15 protein-coding genes are annotated in these 15,377 nt (G+C 39.2%); 11 read left to right on the top strand and 4 right to left on the bottom strand.

The window, feature by feature from the left end; all coding sequences use genetic code 11:
- Window positions 1–17 precede the first annotated feature (17 nt).
- From MHH90_RS06130 to yghU, 3 genes are all read right to left on the bottom strand, one after another.
- Complete coding sequence (locus MHH90_RS06130) at window positions 18–950, bottom strand: FAD:protein FMN transferase (RefSeq protein ID WP_002945950.1); 933 nt, start codon at window positions 948–950, stop codon at window positions 18–20.
- The gene (locus MHH90_RS06125) at window positions 904–1,881 is read right to left on the bottom strand and encodes a DHH family phosphoesterase (RefSeq protein ID WP_014608181.1); all 978 of its coding nucleotides are present in this window, start codon (window positions 1,879–1,881) and stop codon (window positions 904–906) included. Before MHH90_RS06125 ends, MHH90_RS06130 begins: the two co-directional genes overlap by 47 nt.
- 80 nt (window positions 1,882–1,961) lie before the next feature.
- Window positions 1,962–2,750 carry a glutathione-dependent disulfide-bond oxidoreductase gene (yghU, locus tag MHH90_RS06120; RefSeq protein ID WP_014608182.1) on the bottom strand — a complete coding sequence of 263 codons (789 nt, stop codon included), beginning with the start codon at window positions 2,748–2,750 and terminating at the stop codon, window positions 1,962–1,964.
- Window positions 2,751–2,919: 169 nt separating this feature from the next.
- On the opposite strand from yghU, the gene add reads away from it, so the two are divergent.
- The 10 genes from add to MHH90_RS06070 all read left to right on the top strand — a co-directional run bounded on the left by add (window position 2,920) and on the right by MHH90_RS06070 (window position 13,745).
- Window positions 2,920–3,930, top strand: a complete 1,011-nt coding sequence (gene add, locus MHH90_RS06115) for an adenosine deaminase (RefSeq protein ID WP_011225786.1) — start codon at window positions 2,920–2,922, stop codon at window positions 3,928–3,930.
- A 228-nt stretch (window positions 3,931–4,158) separates the two neighbouring features.
- On the top strand, window positions 4,159–4,755 hold the full coding sequence (locus tag MHH90_RS06110) for a thymidine kinase (protein WP_011225787.1): 597 nt from the start codon (window positions 4,159–4,161) through the stop codon (window positions 4,753–4,755).
- 36 nt (window positions 4,756–4,791) lie between these two features.
- The gene (gene prfA, locus MHH90_RS06105; protein ID WP_340725840.1) at window positions 4,792–5,871 is read left to right on the top strand and encodes a peptide chain release factor 1; all 1,080 of its coding nucleotides are present in this window, start codon (window positions 4,792–4,794) and stop codon (window positions 5,869–5,871) included.
- The gene (gene prmC, locus MHH90_RS06100) at window positions 5,868–6,701 is read left to right on the top strand and encodes a peptide chain release factor N(5)-glutamine methyltransferase (RefSeq protein ID WP_084828726.1); all 834 of its coding nucleotides are present in this window, start codon (window positions 5,868–5,870) and stop codon (window positions 6,699–6,701) included. The genes prfA and prmC overlap by 4 nt, the downstream gene beginning before the upstream one ends.
- Entirely contained in the window at window positions 6,688–7,293 is a 606-nt protein-coding gene (locus MHH90_RS06095) for an L-threonylcarbamoyladenylate synthase (RefSeq protein ID WP_011225789.1), read from the top strand. Before prmC ends, MHH90_RS06095 begins: the two co-directional genes overlap by 14 nt.
- Before the next feature lie 94 nt (window positions 7,294–7,387).
- Window positions 7,388–8,638 (top strand): serine hydroxymethyltransferase, encoded by a 1,251-nt coding sequence (glyA, locus tag MHH90_RS06090; protein WP_011227085.1) that lies wholly within the window; start codon window positions 7,388–7,390, stop codon window positions 8,636–8,638.
- A gap of 6 nt (window positions 8,639–8,644) precedes the next feature.
- On the top strand, window positions 8,645–9,622 hold the full coding sequence (locus MHH90_RS06085; protein ID WP_014608183.1) for a nucleoid-associated protein: 978 nt from the start codon (window positions 8,645–8,647) through the stop codon (window positions 9,620–9,622).
- A 1-nt stretch (window position 9,623) separates the two neighbouring features.
- A complete protein-coding gene (locus tag MHH90_RS06080; RefSeq protein WP_014621429.1) occupies window positions 9,624–10,235 on the top strand; it encodes a lysozyme family protein in 612 nt (203 codons plus the stop codon).
- A gap of 32 nt (window positions 10,236–10,267) precedes the next feature.
- On the top strand, window positions 10,268–12,007 hold the full coding sequence (locus MHH90_RS06075; protein WP_011681019.1) for an ABC transporter ATP-binding protein: 1,740 nt from the start codon (window positions 10,268–10,270) through the stop codon (window positions 12,005–12,007).
- The gene (locus tag MHH90_RS06070; RefSeq protein ID WP_014608185.1) at window positions 11,997–13,745 is read left to right on the top strand and encodes an ABC transporter ATP-binding protein; all 1,749 of its coding nucleotides are present in this window, start codon (window positions 11,997–11,999) and stop codon (window positions 13,743–13,745) included. Before MHH90_RS06075 ends, MHH90_RS06070 begins: the two co-directional genes overlap by 11 nt.
- Window positions 13,746–13,896: 151 nt before the next feature.
- Here MHH90_RS06070 and MHH90_RS06065 read toward each other — a convergent pair whose 3' ends face one another.
- Window positions 13,897–15,072 (bottom strand): IS256-like element IS1191 family transposase, encoded by a 1,176-nt coding sequence (locus MHH90_RS06065; protein ID WP_340725732.1) that lies wholly within the window; start codon window positions 15,070–15,072, stop codon window positions 13,897–13,899.
- A 172-nt stretch (window positions 15,073–15,244) separates the two neighbouring features.
- Between MHH90_RS06065 and MHH90_RS06060 the strand changes: the two genes are divergently transcribed.
- The gene (locus MHH90_RS06060) at window positions 15,245–15,376 is read left to right on the top strand and encodes a teichoic acid D-Ala incorporation-associated protein DltX (protein WP_002885174.1); all 132 of its coding nucleotides are present in this window, start codon (window positions 15,245–15,247) and stop codon (window positions 15,374–15,376) included.
- Window position 15,377: the final 1 nt, after the last annotated feature.

Genomic DNA, 15,377 nt, shown 5'->3' with positions numbered 1-15,377 from the left:
GTCTTTTTTACTATTTTTTAGGAAAGTCGAATCTTGTATATGCCAGCTGTCTGGAAGCAGTGATTATCTTTATCAACTATGATTGCTTCAAGATTAGGTTGTGAGCTAACTTCCTGGAAAATGCGCTCGAGACTTGGTCCAAATAAACGGGTGGTCCAAATTTCGCCATCCACTGAGAGAGATGAAATAATGGTGAGACTAGCTAGGTCACTAGAGACTGGATAGCCAGTTTGACTATCAAAAATATGATGATAGGTTTTGCCATCTATCTCAAAAGTGCGTTCATATATCCCTGAAGTAACTACAGATTGATCTCTTATGGCAAGTACTAGAAGGTTAGTATTTCTAGTCTCCTTAGGATTTTGAATACCAATTCGCCATTTTTGATCAGGATTGTGTAAGGCTGGTCCAAATGTTAGGATATTGCCACCCAGATTAATCAGAGCACTAGTGACATTTTCAGCTTTTAGATAATCTGCAATACGATCTGCAATATAACCTTTTGCCAGAGCACCAAGATCAATTTTCATGCCTTTTTCTTGGAGAAAGACGCTTTGATTTTCCTCGGATAGAACGATAGCATTGGGATTAATAATATCTAGGAGCAGAGTGATTTCTTCAGGAAAGGGAAGCCTTGCATCAGAAAAGCCGATTCGCCAAGTCTGAATGAGAGGTCCAATAGCAATATTAAGGTGACTGCCCGGCTGGCAACTGTGCCATTTTCCAAGAGAAATAAGTTCAAAAAGTTCTGGGTGGATCTTCACAGGATGTAAGCCTGCCGCCTTGTTAATTTTCATGAGTTCGGAACTGTCATCATTGGCGGAAAAACGCTTATTATAAAGATTAAGCAACGCTTCAACTTGATCAAGTAGAGGCTCTGGCTGTTTATGATAGATGGAGACATCAATCACAGTCCCCATGAGATGTACACGACGATTGGTGAGTTGCATGGGCAACAGTATCCTTAATTTCTTGATAGATTTGTTCGTTTTCCTCTAAGCTGTAGGAATTGGCTCCACTAGCAAGTGGATGGCCTCCACCGTCATGGCGTTTGGCAATTTCATTGATGACAATGGTTTTACTACGAAGACGTACACGGTAATGGCCCTCAGGTTGCTCTACGAAAATAGCCCATGATTCAACGCTATCAATCCGGCCAGGAGTTCCAACAATAGCAGAACTCTCAGCATCAGTGATATTAAAGTCATCAAGAACTTTTCGAGTTAAGACGACGCGAGCTGCCCCATTTTCATCAACTTCAAGATTATCGAAAACATAGCCTTGAAGTTTAGCAATTTTGAAAGGAAAACTATCCATTCGCCGAGCCATAGATGCAAAATCAAAGTCATATTCGCGAAGTTTAGCAGCGATTTGTAGTGTTTTAGGTGTTGTAGATGGGTAGAGGAATCGCCCCGTATCGCCAACAATACCATTGTAGAGAACACGAGCAGCAGCATCTGACAAGGAAAGACCAAGAGTGAGAGCCCAGTCGGTCACAATTTCGCTGGCACTTGAAGCAGAGGTATCAACCAGAAGCAGGTCTCCATAAGCATCATCATTAGGATGATGGTCAATTTTGATAAGAAAGTCTCCCTTATCATAACGATCATCATCAATACGTGGAGTATTGGCTGTATCGGTAACAATAACAAGAGCACCTTCATAATCATTGTCGGGCACCTCATCCATCTCAGCAATCCAAGATAAGGTAGGTTCATTGATACCTGTTGCAAGAATCTTTTTATCTGAGAAGTTTGTTTTTAAAATTTCTTTTAGCCCTATCTGACTACCAATGGCATCGGGGTCTGGTCGTTGGTGGCGGTGAATAATAATAGTGTCGTAGGCTTTGATTTTTTCTAAAATTGCTTGAAATAAAGTCATGTTTGTCTCCTTGTGAGTTTGCCTTTATTATATCATGAAATTATAGAAAAACGGTTAGCCTAGGCAAACCGTTACAAAAATTAGATCTCTTTATATTCGACTTCAAGTCCGCGTTTAACTGCTGGACGGTTAGCAATCTTCTCAGTCCATGCTTGAAGGTGCTTGTATTCTTTAACATCAAGGAAAATACCAGCCTTGTCCCAAATCTTATCTTGAGCAAGACGGCCATACCAGGACCAGATAGCAATATCAGCGATGGTGTATTCATCCCCAGAAATATAAGGTTTGTTTGCTAATTCTTTATCAAGCAAGTCAAGTTGGCGTTTGGCTTCCATGGCAAAACGGTTGACGGCATATTCGATTTTTTCAGGTGCATAGTGGAAGAAGTGCCCAAAGCCACCACCTAGAAAAGGAGCAGCACCTGTTTGCCAAAAGAGCCAGTTGAGAACTTCCGTACGTTTTGTGTGATCAGTTGGAATGAGTTTGCCAAATTTTTCAGCCAAGTAAAGGAGAATGTTAGCTGATTCAAAGACACGAACTGGTTGGTCTTCAGAATAATCCATCATGGCTGGAATCTTTGAGTTTGGATTAATTGCAACAAAGTCTGAGCCGAATTGGTCGCCATCACCAATCTTAATACGATAAGCGTCATAACCTGCTTGAGTCACACCAAGTTCCTTCAGTTCTTCTAGCATGATAGTTGCCTTGATACCATTTGGTGTTGGGAAAGTATAGAGCTGGAAAGGTTGGTCACCTTTAGGTAAAGTTTGTTCAAAACGTGCACCAGCTGTAGGTTGATTGAGGCCACCCCAGGTACCTCCCATAGAGGTTGGATTTTCCCAAACTTCTGGTAAAATATAGTCAGACATAAAGTTTCTCCTCGTATTCTTGATAGTCACATCCTAACAAAATTCTGATGGCATTTCAAGAATCGACTACGTTCTTTTGGAGAAGACATATTGATTCTTGATAGGTAAGATAAGATTATAAATCATTTTATCTGAATTAATAGAATATTATTTAGAGAGGAAAAGAAATATGACTGCTATTGACTTTCATAAGTTGGCTAAAATAGAACTGCACTGCCATTTGGACGGTTCTTTATCTTTAAGTACCATTCGTCACCTAGCTGAGTTGGCACAGATTGATTTGCCTGAGGATGATGAGGAGCTCAAACAGCACGTGACAGCGCCGGTTACCTGTGAGAGTCTCCTAGAATATTTAGAGTCCTTTGATTATATTCGCCCCTTACTACAAACTAATGAGGCTTTAACTATTGCTGCTTATGATGTTGCCAAACAAGCTGCTTTAGAAAATGTTATCTATATTGAAGTGAGATTCGCACCAGAATTGTCGATGGATAAGGGATTGACTGTCACTGAGACAATTGATGCTGTTTGTCAAGGATTACGTCAAGCTCAAGAAGAATTTGGTATTATTGCTAAGGCACTGGTTTGTGGCATGCGCCAGTCAGATCAATCATTAACAGCTCGTATTCTTGATGAAGCTAATCAAGTCAGAGATAGTGACTTTGTTGGTTTTGATTTCGCTGGAGATGAGCTTAATTATGGACCTGCAGCTATTAAACCTCTTATTGAACAAGTCAAAAGTTACAACCGTCCTATGACCTTTCATGCTGGTGAGTGTGGCTGTCCGGCTTTTCTTGCTGAGTCAATTGCTATGGGAATTAAGCGTAATGGTCATGCGACTATTCTGGCTCAAGAACCAGAACTTTTGGATGAATTTGTCAAAAACGGTGTGACGGGTGAGTTATGCTTAACAAGTAATCTACAGACCAAGGCAGCAGTGACTGTTAATGATTTTCCATACCTTAAAATGAAAGCAGCAGGTGCTAACATTACGATTAATACAGACAATCGTACGGTTTCTGATACAAATTTAACTAAGGAATACGAACTCTATCACAAGTATTTTGATAGCACAGTTCAAGATTTCTATGCACATAATAAGACAGCGATTGAAGCTTCCTTTGCTAGTGATGAAGAGAAAGAAGAACTCCTTGCACGATTAGCTAAAGCCTATTCATAAGGAAGTGGTAGTAACGATACTTCTTATTTAGTAGGACCTCAAATAGTATTTTAGAGTTGAGGAGTTTCACAAGAGAAGATTATTGAAAAGTTTTAAGTTACTTTTTAGTCCCACTTTATAATTAAGGGAGTAAGACGAACTTTTTTTCAAAAATTATTCGGACTCTCTCCCTTTTGCGCTTAAAATTATGATAAAATAGGTACAATAAAAATTTTAGAGGAGTCTGGTGTGGCACAACTTTATTTTCGCTATGGCACCATGAATTCTGGGAAATCCATTGAGATTCTTAAGGTTGCATATAATTACGAAGAGCAAGGAAAGCCGGTAGTGCTACTGACCAGTCGATTAGATGATCGAGACGAGGTCGGCTATATCTCCAGTCGTATTGGTATGAGACGTAAGGCTTATCCAATTGGGAATGACACGGATATTTTTGATTACATTGATGATATAAGTCCGCGGCCTTATTGCGTTTTGATTGATGAAGCACAGTTTCTAACTCGTGCAAATGTCTATGATTTGGCACGAATTGTTGACGAGTTAGATATCCCAGTTATGGCATTTGGTCTCAAAAATGATTTTCAAAACAATCTATTTGAAGGATCTAAGTATCTCTTGCTTTTGTCTGATAAAATCGAAGAGATTAAGACCATATGTCACTACTGTTCGAGAAAGGCAACCATGGTTCTACGCATGGAAGATGGTGAGCCAGTCTATGAGGGGGTACAGGTACAAATTGGAGGTCACGAAAGTTATATCTCGGTTTGCCGAAAACATTGGTTTAATCCGCCTCGAGAAAGAATAGTTCCTTTGAAACAGAATTAAAGATAACTATCAGGTATATAAGGAGAAAAATAACAAATGAACATTTATGATCAGTTGCAGGCGGTTGAAGACCGTTATGAGGAATTGGGCGAATTGCTTAGCGACCCTGAAGTTGTATCAGATACTAAACGCTTCATGGAGTTGTCGCGTGAAGAGGCTAACACCCGTGAAACTGTCATAGCTTACCGTGAGTACAAGCAAGTTATCCAAAATATCTCAGATGCTGAAGAGATGATTAAGGAAGCTAGTGGTGATGCTGATTTGGAAGAAATGGCTAAGGAAGAACTTAAAAAATCCAAAGCAGCTAAAGAAGAGTATGAAGAACGCTTGAAAATTCTCCTCTTGCCAAAAGACCCTAATGACGACAAGAATATCATCCTTGAAATTCGTGGGGCTGCTGGGGGAGATGAGGCTGCCTTATTTGCGGGTGACCTCCTAGCTATGTACCAAAAATACGCCGAAACACAAGGGTGGCGCTTTGAAGTAATGGAAGCATCATACAATGGTGTTGGTGGTATCAAGGAAGTGGTTGCCATGGTTTCAGGACAATCAGTCTACTCTAAACTCAAATATGAGTCTGGAGCACATCGTGTACAACGTGTCCCTGTGACTGAAAGTCAAGGTCGTGTTCATACCTCTACAGCAACTGTTTTGGTAATGCCAGAAGTTGAAGAAATGGAGTACGAAATCGATCCTAAGGATCTTCGTGTCGATATTTATCACGCCTCTGGTGCCGGTGGACAGAACGTCAATAAGGTTGCAACTGCGGTGCGTATGGTTCACATTCCTACTGGAATTAAAGTTGAGATGCAAGAAGAACGTACCCAACAGAAAAACCGTGATAAAGCCCTGAAGATTATCCGTGCGCGTGTTGCGGACCATTTTGCACAAATTGCTCAAGATGAGCAAGATGCAGAGCGTAAATCTACAGTTGGTACAGGGGATCGTTCAGAGCGTATCCGTACTTATAATTTTCCACAGAACCGTGTCACAGACCACCGTATTGGTTTGACCCTTCAAAAATTAGATACGATTTTGGCTGGTAAAATGGATGAAATAATCGATGCTTTGGTTCTTTACGATCAAACACAAAAATTGGAAGAGCTTAATAAATGATTTTAGCGGATGTCCTGGCCGGTTATGAGAAGGAACTTGAAGCTATCGGTGAAGAACCTGAGGCCCTTTCCTTTGTTTATCGTGGTTTGAAACAATGGGATTTGACTCATTTTGTTCTTCAATTGAGACAGGAAGTTTCGGAGGAAGAAGGAAATCTTTTAGCTCATATTTTCACGCAACTTACGGCTCACAAGCCTGCCCAATATATTTTAGGTTATGAGGAATTTCATGGTCTACGTTTTCATGTTGATGAGCGTGTTTTGATTCCTCGTCCTGAAACTGAGGAATTAGTGGACCTAATTTTGGCAGAAAACCCGAACACAGAGCTCAAGGTTCTTGATATAGGCACTGGCAGTGGTGCTATTGCGGTCTCCCTGAAAAAGAGTCGTCCTATGTGGCAAGTGACGGCTAGTGACTTATCAGCTGACGCTTTGGTACTTGCTAAGGATAATGCTAAGCTAAATCAGGTAGATATCAGCTTTGTTCTATCGGATGTTTTTGAAAATGTCTCCGGTAGTTTTGATATTATTGTGTCGAATCCTCCTTATATTTCTGAAAATGATAAGGACGAAGTTGGTTTAAATGTCTTGACTAGCGAGCCCAAGATGGCCTTGTTTGCTGATGAAGATGGACTTGCCATTTATAGACAAATCCTTGAGGACGCAGATAAGTATCTAAATTCTCAAGGAAAACTCTATTTTGAGATAGGCTATAAGCAAGGCGAAGATTTAAGGAAACTTTTGTCACTACATTTTCCAGATAAGCATGTGCGTATCCTTAAGGATCAATTTGGACAGGATAGAATGGTCGTGATGGATGATGGAAAGTAAGAAACAGTTAAGAGAAATTTTAAATAATGGTGAGGCCGTTGTTCTCCCTACAGAGACCGTATATGGTCTGTTTGCCAAGGCTTTGGATGAGAAGGCAGTCGATTATGTTTATGAGCTAAAAAATCGGCCTAGAGACAAAGCCATGAATTTGAATGTAGCCTCGTATGAAGATATCCTTTTCTATTCAAAGGAGCAACCCAAGTATTTGAAACAATTGTACGATGCTTTTTTGCCTGGACCTCTGACCATCATCTTAAAAGCTAATGATCAAGTACCTAGATGGATTAATTCAGGATTGGCAACGGTTGGATTTCGATTACCAAACCATCCCGTAACTAGAGAGTTGATTCAAGCTGAGGGGCCTTTGATTGGTCCATCAGCCAATAAGTCTGGAAAGGAAAGTGGTCGTCATTTCGACGATATTAGAGCGCAATTTGATTTTCAGGTGACTGGCTATCAGGATGATAATGCCTTGTTAGGTGTAGATTCGACGATTTTGGATTTGTCGGTTTCACCTGCTAGGATTCTCAGACAAGGGAAAATAACAAAAGATGACCTATTGGCAGCTCTTCCAGAGTTGACTATGGAATAAAATGACTAACAGAGACTTAAAAAAGAGTGATATAACTTTCGACTGTTTGTGGGTGAGTTGTTTGAAAGCCCATTAGACCTCAAAGGAGACCTCAATGATTTTTGATAAAGAAGATTACAAAGCATTTGACCCTGAACTATGGAACGCCATCGATGCTGAGGCAGAACGCCAACAAAATAATATTGAATTGATTGCCTCTGAAAACGTGGTTTCTAAAGCCGTTATGGCTGCTCAAGGAACGCTCTTGACTAACAAATACGCAGAAGGCTATCCAGGTAAACGTTACTATGGTGGTACAGCCGTTATTGATGTGGTTGAGACCCTTGCCATTGAACGTGCTAAGAAACTTTTTGGGGCAAAATTTGCTAACGTGCAACCTCACTCAGGTAGCCAAGCCAATGCTGCTGTTTACATGTCTTTAATCCAACCTGGTGATACAGTTATGGGGATGGATTTGTCAGCGGGTGGTCACTTGACACACGGTGCACCAGTTAGTTTCTCTGGTAAGACCTATAACTTTGTGTCTTACAATGTTGATAAGGAAAGTGAACTTCTTGATTATGATGCTATCCTTGCTCAAGCAAAAGAAGTGAGACCCAAACTTATCGTGGCAGGGGCTTCAGCATACTCACGTATCATTGATTTTGCTAAATTCCGTGAAATCGCTGATGCTGTAGGTGCTTACCTCATGGTAGATATGGCTCACATTGCAGGTCTTGTAGCCTCTGGTCATCATCCAAGTCCGGTTCCTTATGCACATGTGACAACTACAACAACCCACAAGACACTTCGTGGACCTCGTGGTGGTTTGATTTTGACTGATGATGAAGATATCGCTAAGAAATTGAATTCTGCGGTCTTCCCTGGTTTGCAAGGTGGCCCACTGGAACACGTTATTGCTGCCAAGGCTGTCGCTCTTAAAGAAGCACTTGACCCTGCCTTTAAGGAATACGGTGAAAATGTTATCAAGAATGCTGCTGCCATGGCGGACGTTTTCAACCAACATCCAGATTTCCGAGTAATCTCAGGTGGAACTAATAATCATCTCTTCTTGGTTGATGTTACTAAAGTTGTCGAAAATGGTAAGGTTGCGCAAAACGTTCTTGAAGAAGTAAATATTACTTTGAACAAAAATAGTATTCCTTATGAGCAGTTATCTCCATTCAAAACATCTGGTATTCGTGTCGGTAGTCCAGCAATTACAAGCCGTGGTATGGGTGAAGCTGAGAGCCGTCAGATTGCAGAGTGGATGGTTGAAGCTTTGGAAAATCACGATAAACCTGAAGTTTTGGAACGCATTCGTGGAGACGTTAAAGTTCTTACAGATGCTTTCCCACTCTATTAATAAATTATGTTAGATCTATATATTAAACGCATTATCATTCATCAGTTTTCGCCAAATGATACGGAGCTGGTTTTGGCAGAATCACCTATTGAAATAACGCCACGTTTAGATGAGTATTTTAGAAAGAAACTCTCTAAGGTTTTTTCTGATGAGGCTAAACGAGGGTATTTCGATACAGAGAATGTTTTCATCAGTCATATAGGAAATGATTTGATGGAAAGTTCAGTCAAAATTTCCAAACTTTGGAAGGAAGAATTTGTCATTTCTGAAGATCAAAAGACCAATGATTTGGTCTTTATTCAGTTTGATAAAGAAGGTCAAGAATATTTTGCTTTCTTGCGCATTGCTCTTAAGGATAGTTTGGTTCATTCTTTGGGAAATAGTCAGCATCCTATTCAGTTGTCACAAAATAATCTGCCTTCTGCGGCCCAGACACCAGATGAAGCTTTGGTTATCAACCGTAGTAGTAAGCAGTATTATCTGATTGAAAAACGTATTAAGCATAATGGTAGTTTTGCCAATTATTTCTCTGAAAATCTGTTGCAGGTCCAACCTGAGCAGTCTGTTAAAAAATCGATTAAGATGGTTGAAGATACTGCTCAGAAGATTGCTGAGAATTTTAATCAGGATGACTTTAACTTCCAAGGAAAAATGAAATCTGCTATTTTCAATAATTTGGAAGAAGATCAAGAGTTGTCACCTGAAAAATTAGCGGACCAGCTCTTTGATAATAATTTGACTGCTCGTTTGACCTTCGTTGATGAGCTAAAAGAAGCTATTCCTGAACCCATTTCGGTTTCAGATATTGACCATTCTCGTCAAATTAAAAAATTGGAGAATCAAAAACTATCGTTATCAAATGGGATTGAGTTAATTGTGCCGAATAACGTTTATCAGGATGCTGATAGTGTTGAATTTATTCAAAATCCTGATGGCACCTACTCTATTCTCATCAAAAATATCGAGGATATCGTCAATAAATAATATGTTTAAATGGATAAGACGTCTGGTGGTTTTTGTCGTAGTGTTCATAATAAGTATCCAATGCTATCGAATCCATGCCAATATCCAACATGTCCTAACTTATGAATCCCTGGTTAAGGAGGTCTTAGCAGAGGATGACATTAAAAATACAACTAGTGTCGATTTGGTTCTTGCTATGATTTACACAGAAACCAAGGGAAAGACAGACGACGTAATGCAGTCCAGTGAAAGTTCTACGGGGGTGACCAACTCCATTACAGATCAAAAAGAAAGTATCCGTCAGGGGGTGAGGGTGCTTTCGGATAATCTTGAAGCAGCTGTCCACCATAAGGTCGATCCTTGGACAGCAGTGCAAGCTTATAACTTTGGTAAGACCTATATTGATTATGTTGCTGATAACGGTGGTGTTAACACCGTTGAACTAGCAAATGCCTATTCTAAAGATGTCGTTGCTCCAAGTCTAGGAAACACTAGTGGGAAAACCTATACTTATTATCAACCTGTTGCCATGTATTATGGTGGGGGAAAACTTTATACAAATGGTGGAAATATTTATTACGCCAAAGAAGTGCAGTTGAATCTCTTTCTGATGCGAATATTCTCTCGTCTCTAAGAGTAACCACCTCCATTCTTAAGGAAAGACAAATGAAAGCATTATTAGTTTATTTCAAAGGATTTGTTAAAGATAGTATCCTGGGACCTGTTTTTAAATTAATCGAAGCTAGTTTCGAACTCTTAGTTCCTATGGTGATTGCTGGAATTGTCGATATAACTATTCCAAATAGAGACCAAAATCATCTGTTTATGATGATTTTTCTCTTGTTCGGACTTGCCGTGATTGGGGTTGTCGTTGCTATTTCAGCACAGTATTTTTCATCTAGGGCAGCAGTTGGCTATGCCCAAGCTTTAACAAATGATTTGTATGCAAAAATAATGCGATTGTCAAAGGAAAAGCGTGATGAGATAGGTACTTCAAGTTTGGTAACACGTTTGACTGGAGATACCTTTCAAATTCAAACAGGTATTAATCAGTTTTTAAGACTCTTTTTAAGGGCACCAATAATTGTGACGGGAGCCATTATTATGGCATTCCGTATCAGCCCACGTTTAACCTTATGGTTTATTGGTATGGTCTTGGTATTGTCTCTTATAATTGTACTAGCTAGTCGTATTGTCAATCCTCTGTATGCTAAGATTCGATTGATTAATGAATCAATTGTGACCAATACTCGTCAACAACTCGAGGGCATGAGGGTTATTCGTGCTTTTGGTCAGAGTGAGCGTGAATTAGATAACTTTACCACTGTCAATAAAGAGTTGAAGAAGTGGCAACTTAAAACAGGGGTGATATCAAGTCTCATTAGTCCTTTGACATTCTTGGTTGTTAATATGACCTTAATTGCTATACTTTGGCAAGGAAATGTGCAAATTCAAGGTGGTCTTTTGTCTCAAGGTATGCTAATCGCCTTGGTTAATTATCTTTTGCAGATTTTGGCGGAGCTCCTTAAATTAGCTATGATGTTGACGAATCTCAACCAAAGCTTTATTTCGGCAAAACGAGTCCAAGCTATCTTCAATCTTCAAGATGAGGATATTGAAGCGCCTTTAATAATTAAGAAACCAAATCAACCAAGCATAGCTCTTGAAATTGACAAGATGACTTTTACTTATCCTACAGCTAGTCAACCATCGCTACAAGAAATCGACTTTAAGACTTTTGAAGGTGAGTCTCTGGGGATTATTGGAGGTACAGGTTCGGGTAAATCGACCTTGGTCAATTTAATTATGAATCTTTATAAACCTCAGTTTGGTAGTTTGACTATCTTTAAGAATCAGTTGTCGCCGAATAATCTCAAAGAGTGGCGGTCTTGGGTTGCCTATGTCCCACAGAAAGCTGAGTTGTTTAGGGGAACCATTCGTTCAAACTTGTCATTGGGACTTGATTACGAACCAAGTGATCAAGAACTGTGGCATGCTCTTGACATGGCTCAGGCTTCTGATTTTGTAAGAGAAAAGGAGCTTGGCTTAGATGAGCCAGTGGAGTCTTTTGGCCGTAATTTTTCGGGTGGTCAGCGTCAGCGTCTTACTATTGCGCGTGCTTTGATGCGACCAGCACCATTCTTAATTTTGGATGATTCGACCTCGGCTTTAGATTATTTGACTGAAAGTCGTCTACTAGCGGCTATCAGAGAAAATCTTAAATCAACTAGTTTGATTATTATTTCACAGAGAACAAATAGCTTAAAAGCTGTTGATCAAATTTTGGTGCTTGATAAGGGACATCAAGTTGGTCTTGGTAATCATGAAGAATTGCTTGTCACTAATAAAATCTATCAAGACATTCATTATTCTCAACATCAAAAGGTGGTCGCTGATGAAGGCTAGAAATAACAAGTCAACGCTTAAACGATTATGTAAAGATATCCTAAGTCAGCGTTACCTCTTTGCCTTAGCAACTGTTGGGACCATTGTTCAAGTTGCTTTGACTGTTTACTTCCCTATTTTGCTTGGCGATGCAGTAGATGCTGTTCTTAAGATGAATGCTGTCTTTTTGATGTCACGTTTGATTTGGCAGATGTTTTTGCTTATCTTAGCTAATAGTGCAATCCAGTGGCTTAACCCTTTGATTTATAATCGATTGATTTATTCTTATAGCGAAAGTTTACGTGAACGAGTCATGATGAAAATTCATGCTATTCCATTCAGTTATCTTGATCGTCAAGGAACTGGAGACATGGTTAGCCGTGTGACTACAGATAGTGACCAATTGAATAATGGTCTCCTTATGTTCTTTAATCAATTTTTCGTTGGACTTTTGACCATCTTTGTCATAATCATTACCATGGCTCGCTTAGACTGGTTCATGATGCTCTTAGTTCTAGTGATGACACCTTTATCAATGCTTGTGACTCGTTTCATTGCTAGGAAGAGTTATCAACTCTATCGCAATCAAACCAAGTGGAGAGGCAAACAGACTCAGCTGATCGAAGAAAGTCTAACTCAGGAAGCTCTGGTACAAATTCTAAATGCTCAAGACCAGATGGTTCTCAATTTTAATGAGGTTAATGGTAAGTATGCTAACTATTCACAGGGAGCCATCTTTTACTCGTCAGCGGTTAACCCAGCTACACGTTTTTTTAATAGCTTGCTTTACGCTCTCATTACAGGTGTTGGTGCCTATCGCATCATGTCGGGAGGCACATTTACAGTGGGACAATTGACTACCTTCCTAAACTATGTCACTCAGTATACCAAACCTTTTAATGATATTTCATCTGTCCTATCTGAACTTCAAAGTGCTTTAGCCTGTGCTGATCGTCTATATATGATTTTAGATGAAGATGAAATACCAGAAACGGGAAATGCGGTTTTGGACGAAGCAGAAGTTCAGGGACATTTTCAATTTGATCATGTTCAATTTGGCTATTTGCAAAATAAACCTCTTATTAAGGATTTGAGTATTGATATTCCTGCTGCGAGTACCGTTGCTATTGTTGGCCCAACAGGAGCAGGAAAATCTACTTTGATTAATCTTCTCATGCGTTTTTATGACTTGGATAAGGGTCAAATTTTGCTAGACGGTCGAGATATTACGTATTATACCCGTGAGAGTCTTCGCAAGCAGATTGGGATGGTTCTACAAGAAACTTGGCTTAAAGTAGCTACTATCCATGATAATATTGCCTATGGCAATCCAAAAGCTAGTCGAGAGGAAGTAGTTGCAGCAGCCAAAGCAGCTAATGCTGATTTCTTTATTAAACAATTACCTCAAGGCTACGACACTTTCTTGAGAGATGCAGGGCAATCTCTTTCACAAGGTCAACGTCAGTTACTAACTATTGCTCGTATATTTGTCAATGTTCCTAAAATTCTTATTTTGGATGAAGCAACATCAAGTATTGATACCCGTACGGAGCTCCTTATTCAAGAAGCTTTTGCTAAACTGATGAAAGGTCGGACGAGTTTCATTATTGCTCATAGATTATCCACCATTGAGAATGCAGACCTTATTTTGGTAATGAATAATGGTGATATCGTTGAACATGGAACACATAATCAATTAATGAGGACTAAGGGAATGTACTATCGTATGCAGACAGCCCAAAAAACACAAAATAATTAAAAATTTCAGAGCGTTTAGGCTCTGTTTTTTTTTTTGCTATTAAATGTATTATTTATTAATGAAAGTAAGAGATGAAAAAGAAATGAAATTGATTTATTTTTTCGATACTGTCAATAATTATGTGTAAACACTCAAGTAGAGTTGAAGAATGTTAATCAAATAAGCTTTCAAGTGTGTCAGCACATTGGCCAAACCCTTTATGGATGCGTTGATTTTGCTTGAAATTATAATCTTCAAACAGGGTAACTAAATAACGTTCCAGAGCCTCCTCGTTAGGAAAAAGAACCTTCTTTTTCGTTTGACGTTTGATTTCTTTGTTAAGAGACTCAATGAGGTTTGTCGAATAAATGCTATGCCAAATCTGGTAGGGAAACTGATAAAAAGTTAAAAGATTATCCGTATTCTCCAGACTTTCCATGACTTTCCTATACTTTGGTTTCCATTCGGCGATAAAGTTCTCTAAAATTTGCACTGCCATTTCTAAATTTTCAGCACGATAAATCGTTTTAAATTGCTCCAGAATAACCGCTCTATCTGCTCGTTTCACTTTACTAGCTAGATTTCGACTAATATGAATTAAGCAACGTTGTTGTTTAGCTAATGGGTAAGCCTGATTGATAATCTGTTCAAGCCCCTTGAAGCCATCGGTCACTACAAGAGAAACCTGTTGGATTCCTTGGTTTTGAAGCTTGTCTAACAGGGTGGACCAAGAAGCATTGTTTTCATTTGGGGCGATTTCATATCCAAGAACAGCCTTCTGTCCTTCTGGTGTAATGCCAAGTGCGATATGAATACATTCTTTACTAACGGTTCCACGTCTTAAGGGGAGATAGGTTCCGTCAAGAAATAAAACAGAGTAATTGGCTTCTAAGCTTCGCTCATGAAAAGTAGCGACATTCTCCTGAGTTGCTTTTGAGATATTAGAAATTGTGGCAGGACTATAGTGATGACCATACATTCGCTCGATGATATCACTAATTTCTCGAGTCGTTACACCGGTTTGATAGAGTTTGATAACCATCTCTTCCAAGTGGTCATCTCGACGTCCATAAGCGGGAAGCAAAGCTGGACTAAAGTTCCCATTACGATCTCTAGGAATACTCAACTGAACAGTCCCATATTTGGTTTCGAATTTCCGTGCATAGCTTCCGTTACGACTATTCCCAGAATTATAGCCTAATTTATCGTAAGGTTCATACCCTAAAAAGGCTGATAACTCTGCTTGAAGCAGATCATTCATTGCTGTTTCAAGAGAAGTACGGAAAAATTCATCAATATCTTGCTTTTGGGCTAGGAAGTTAAGTAGTTCTGTGGTAAACTGAGTCATAGGAATAAATCTCTTTCTAGTAATGTTTTGCAACTCTACTATAACGGATTTATTCCTTTTTGTGTTTACACAACTTATTTTACACTACCATTTTTTCTTTTTTATTGGAAAAAATACCGATAAGATGGTAAAATATAAAGGATGTTATATAAAAAAGGTATCAAAAATTAGAATGTTAAAACACAAAAATGTCCTCGTCTTTTTAGGACAAACTTTGCTTTATTTCGCCATTTTTATGGCCCTAATTTATCTCTACAATTACCTAGGACAAGGTCAAGGTAATTTTATCTATAACGAATTTTAGG

The organism is Streptococcus sp. FSL E2-3488, assembly GCF_038003585.1.
Lineage (GTDB): Bacteria > Bacillota > Bacilli > Lactobacillales > Streptococcaceae > Streptococcus > Streptococcus thermophilus.
Note: the sequence above shows the minus strand (reverse complement) of the source record. Positions and strands in the feature narration are given on the sequence as shown.

Bases quoted from the DNA above. Each gene is read 5' to 3' on its own strand.
- MHH90_RS06130 (WP_002945950.1), bottom strand. From the start codon at position 950: ATGCAACTCACCAATCGTCGTGTACATCTCATGGGGACTGTGATTGAT.
- MHH90_RS06125 (WP_014608181.1), bottom strand. From the start codon at position 1,881: ATGACTTTATTTCAAGCAATTTTAGAAAAAATCAAAGCCTACGACACT.
- yghU (WP_014608182.1), bottom strand. From the start codon at position 2,750: ATGTCTGACTATATTTTACCAGAAGTTTGGGAAAATCCAACCTCTATG.
- add (WP_011225786.1), top strand. From the start codon at position 2,920: ATGACTGCTATTGACTTTCATAAGTTGGCTAAAATAGAACTGCACTGC.
- prfA (WP_340725840.1), top strand. From the start codon at position 4,792: ATGAACATTTATGATCAGTTGCAGGCGGTTGAAGACCGTTATGAGGAA.
- prmC (WP_084828726.1), top strand. From the start codon at position 5,868: ATGATTTTAGCGGATGTCCTGGCCGGTTATGAGAAGGAACTTGAAGCT.
- MHH90_RS06095 (WP_011225789.1), top strand. From the start codon at position 6,688: ATGATGGAAAGTAAGAAACAGTTAAGAGAAATTTTAAATAATGGTGAG.
- glyA (WP_011227085.1), top strand. From the start codon at position 7,388: ATGATTTTTGATAAAGAAGATTACAAAGCATTTGACCCTGAACTATGG.
- MHH90_RS06085 (WP_014608183.1), top strand. From the start codon at position 8,645: ATGTTAGATCTATATATTAAACGCATTATCATTCATCAGTTTTCGCCA.
- MHH90_RS06080 (WP_014621429.1), top strand. From the start codon at position 9,624: ATGTTTAAATGGATAAGACGTCTGGTGGTTTTTGTCGTAGTGTTCATA.
- MHH90_RS06075 (WP_011681019.1), top strand. From the start codon at position 10,268: ATGAAAGCATTATTAGTTTATTTCAAAGGATTTGTTAAAGATAGTATC.
- MHH90_RS06070 (WP_014608185.1), top strand. From the start codon at position 11,997: ATGAAGGCTAGAAATAACAAGTCAACGCTTAAACGATTATGTAAAGAT.
- MHH90_RS06065 (WP_340725732.1), bottom strand. From the start codon at position 15,072: ATGACTCAGTTTACCACAGAACTACTTAACTTCCTAGCCCAAAAGCAA.
- MHH90_RS06060 (WP_002885174.1), top strand. From the start codon at position 15,245: ATGTTAAAACACAAAAATGTCCTCGTCTTTTTAGGACAAACTTTGCTT.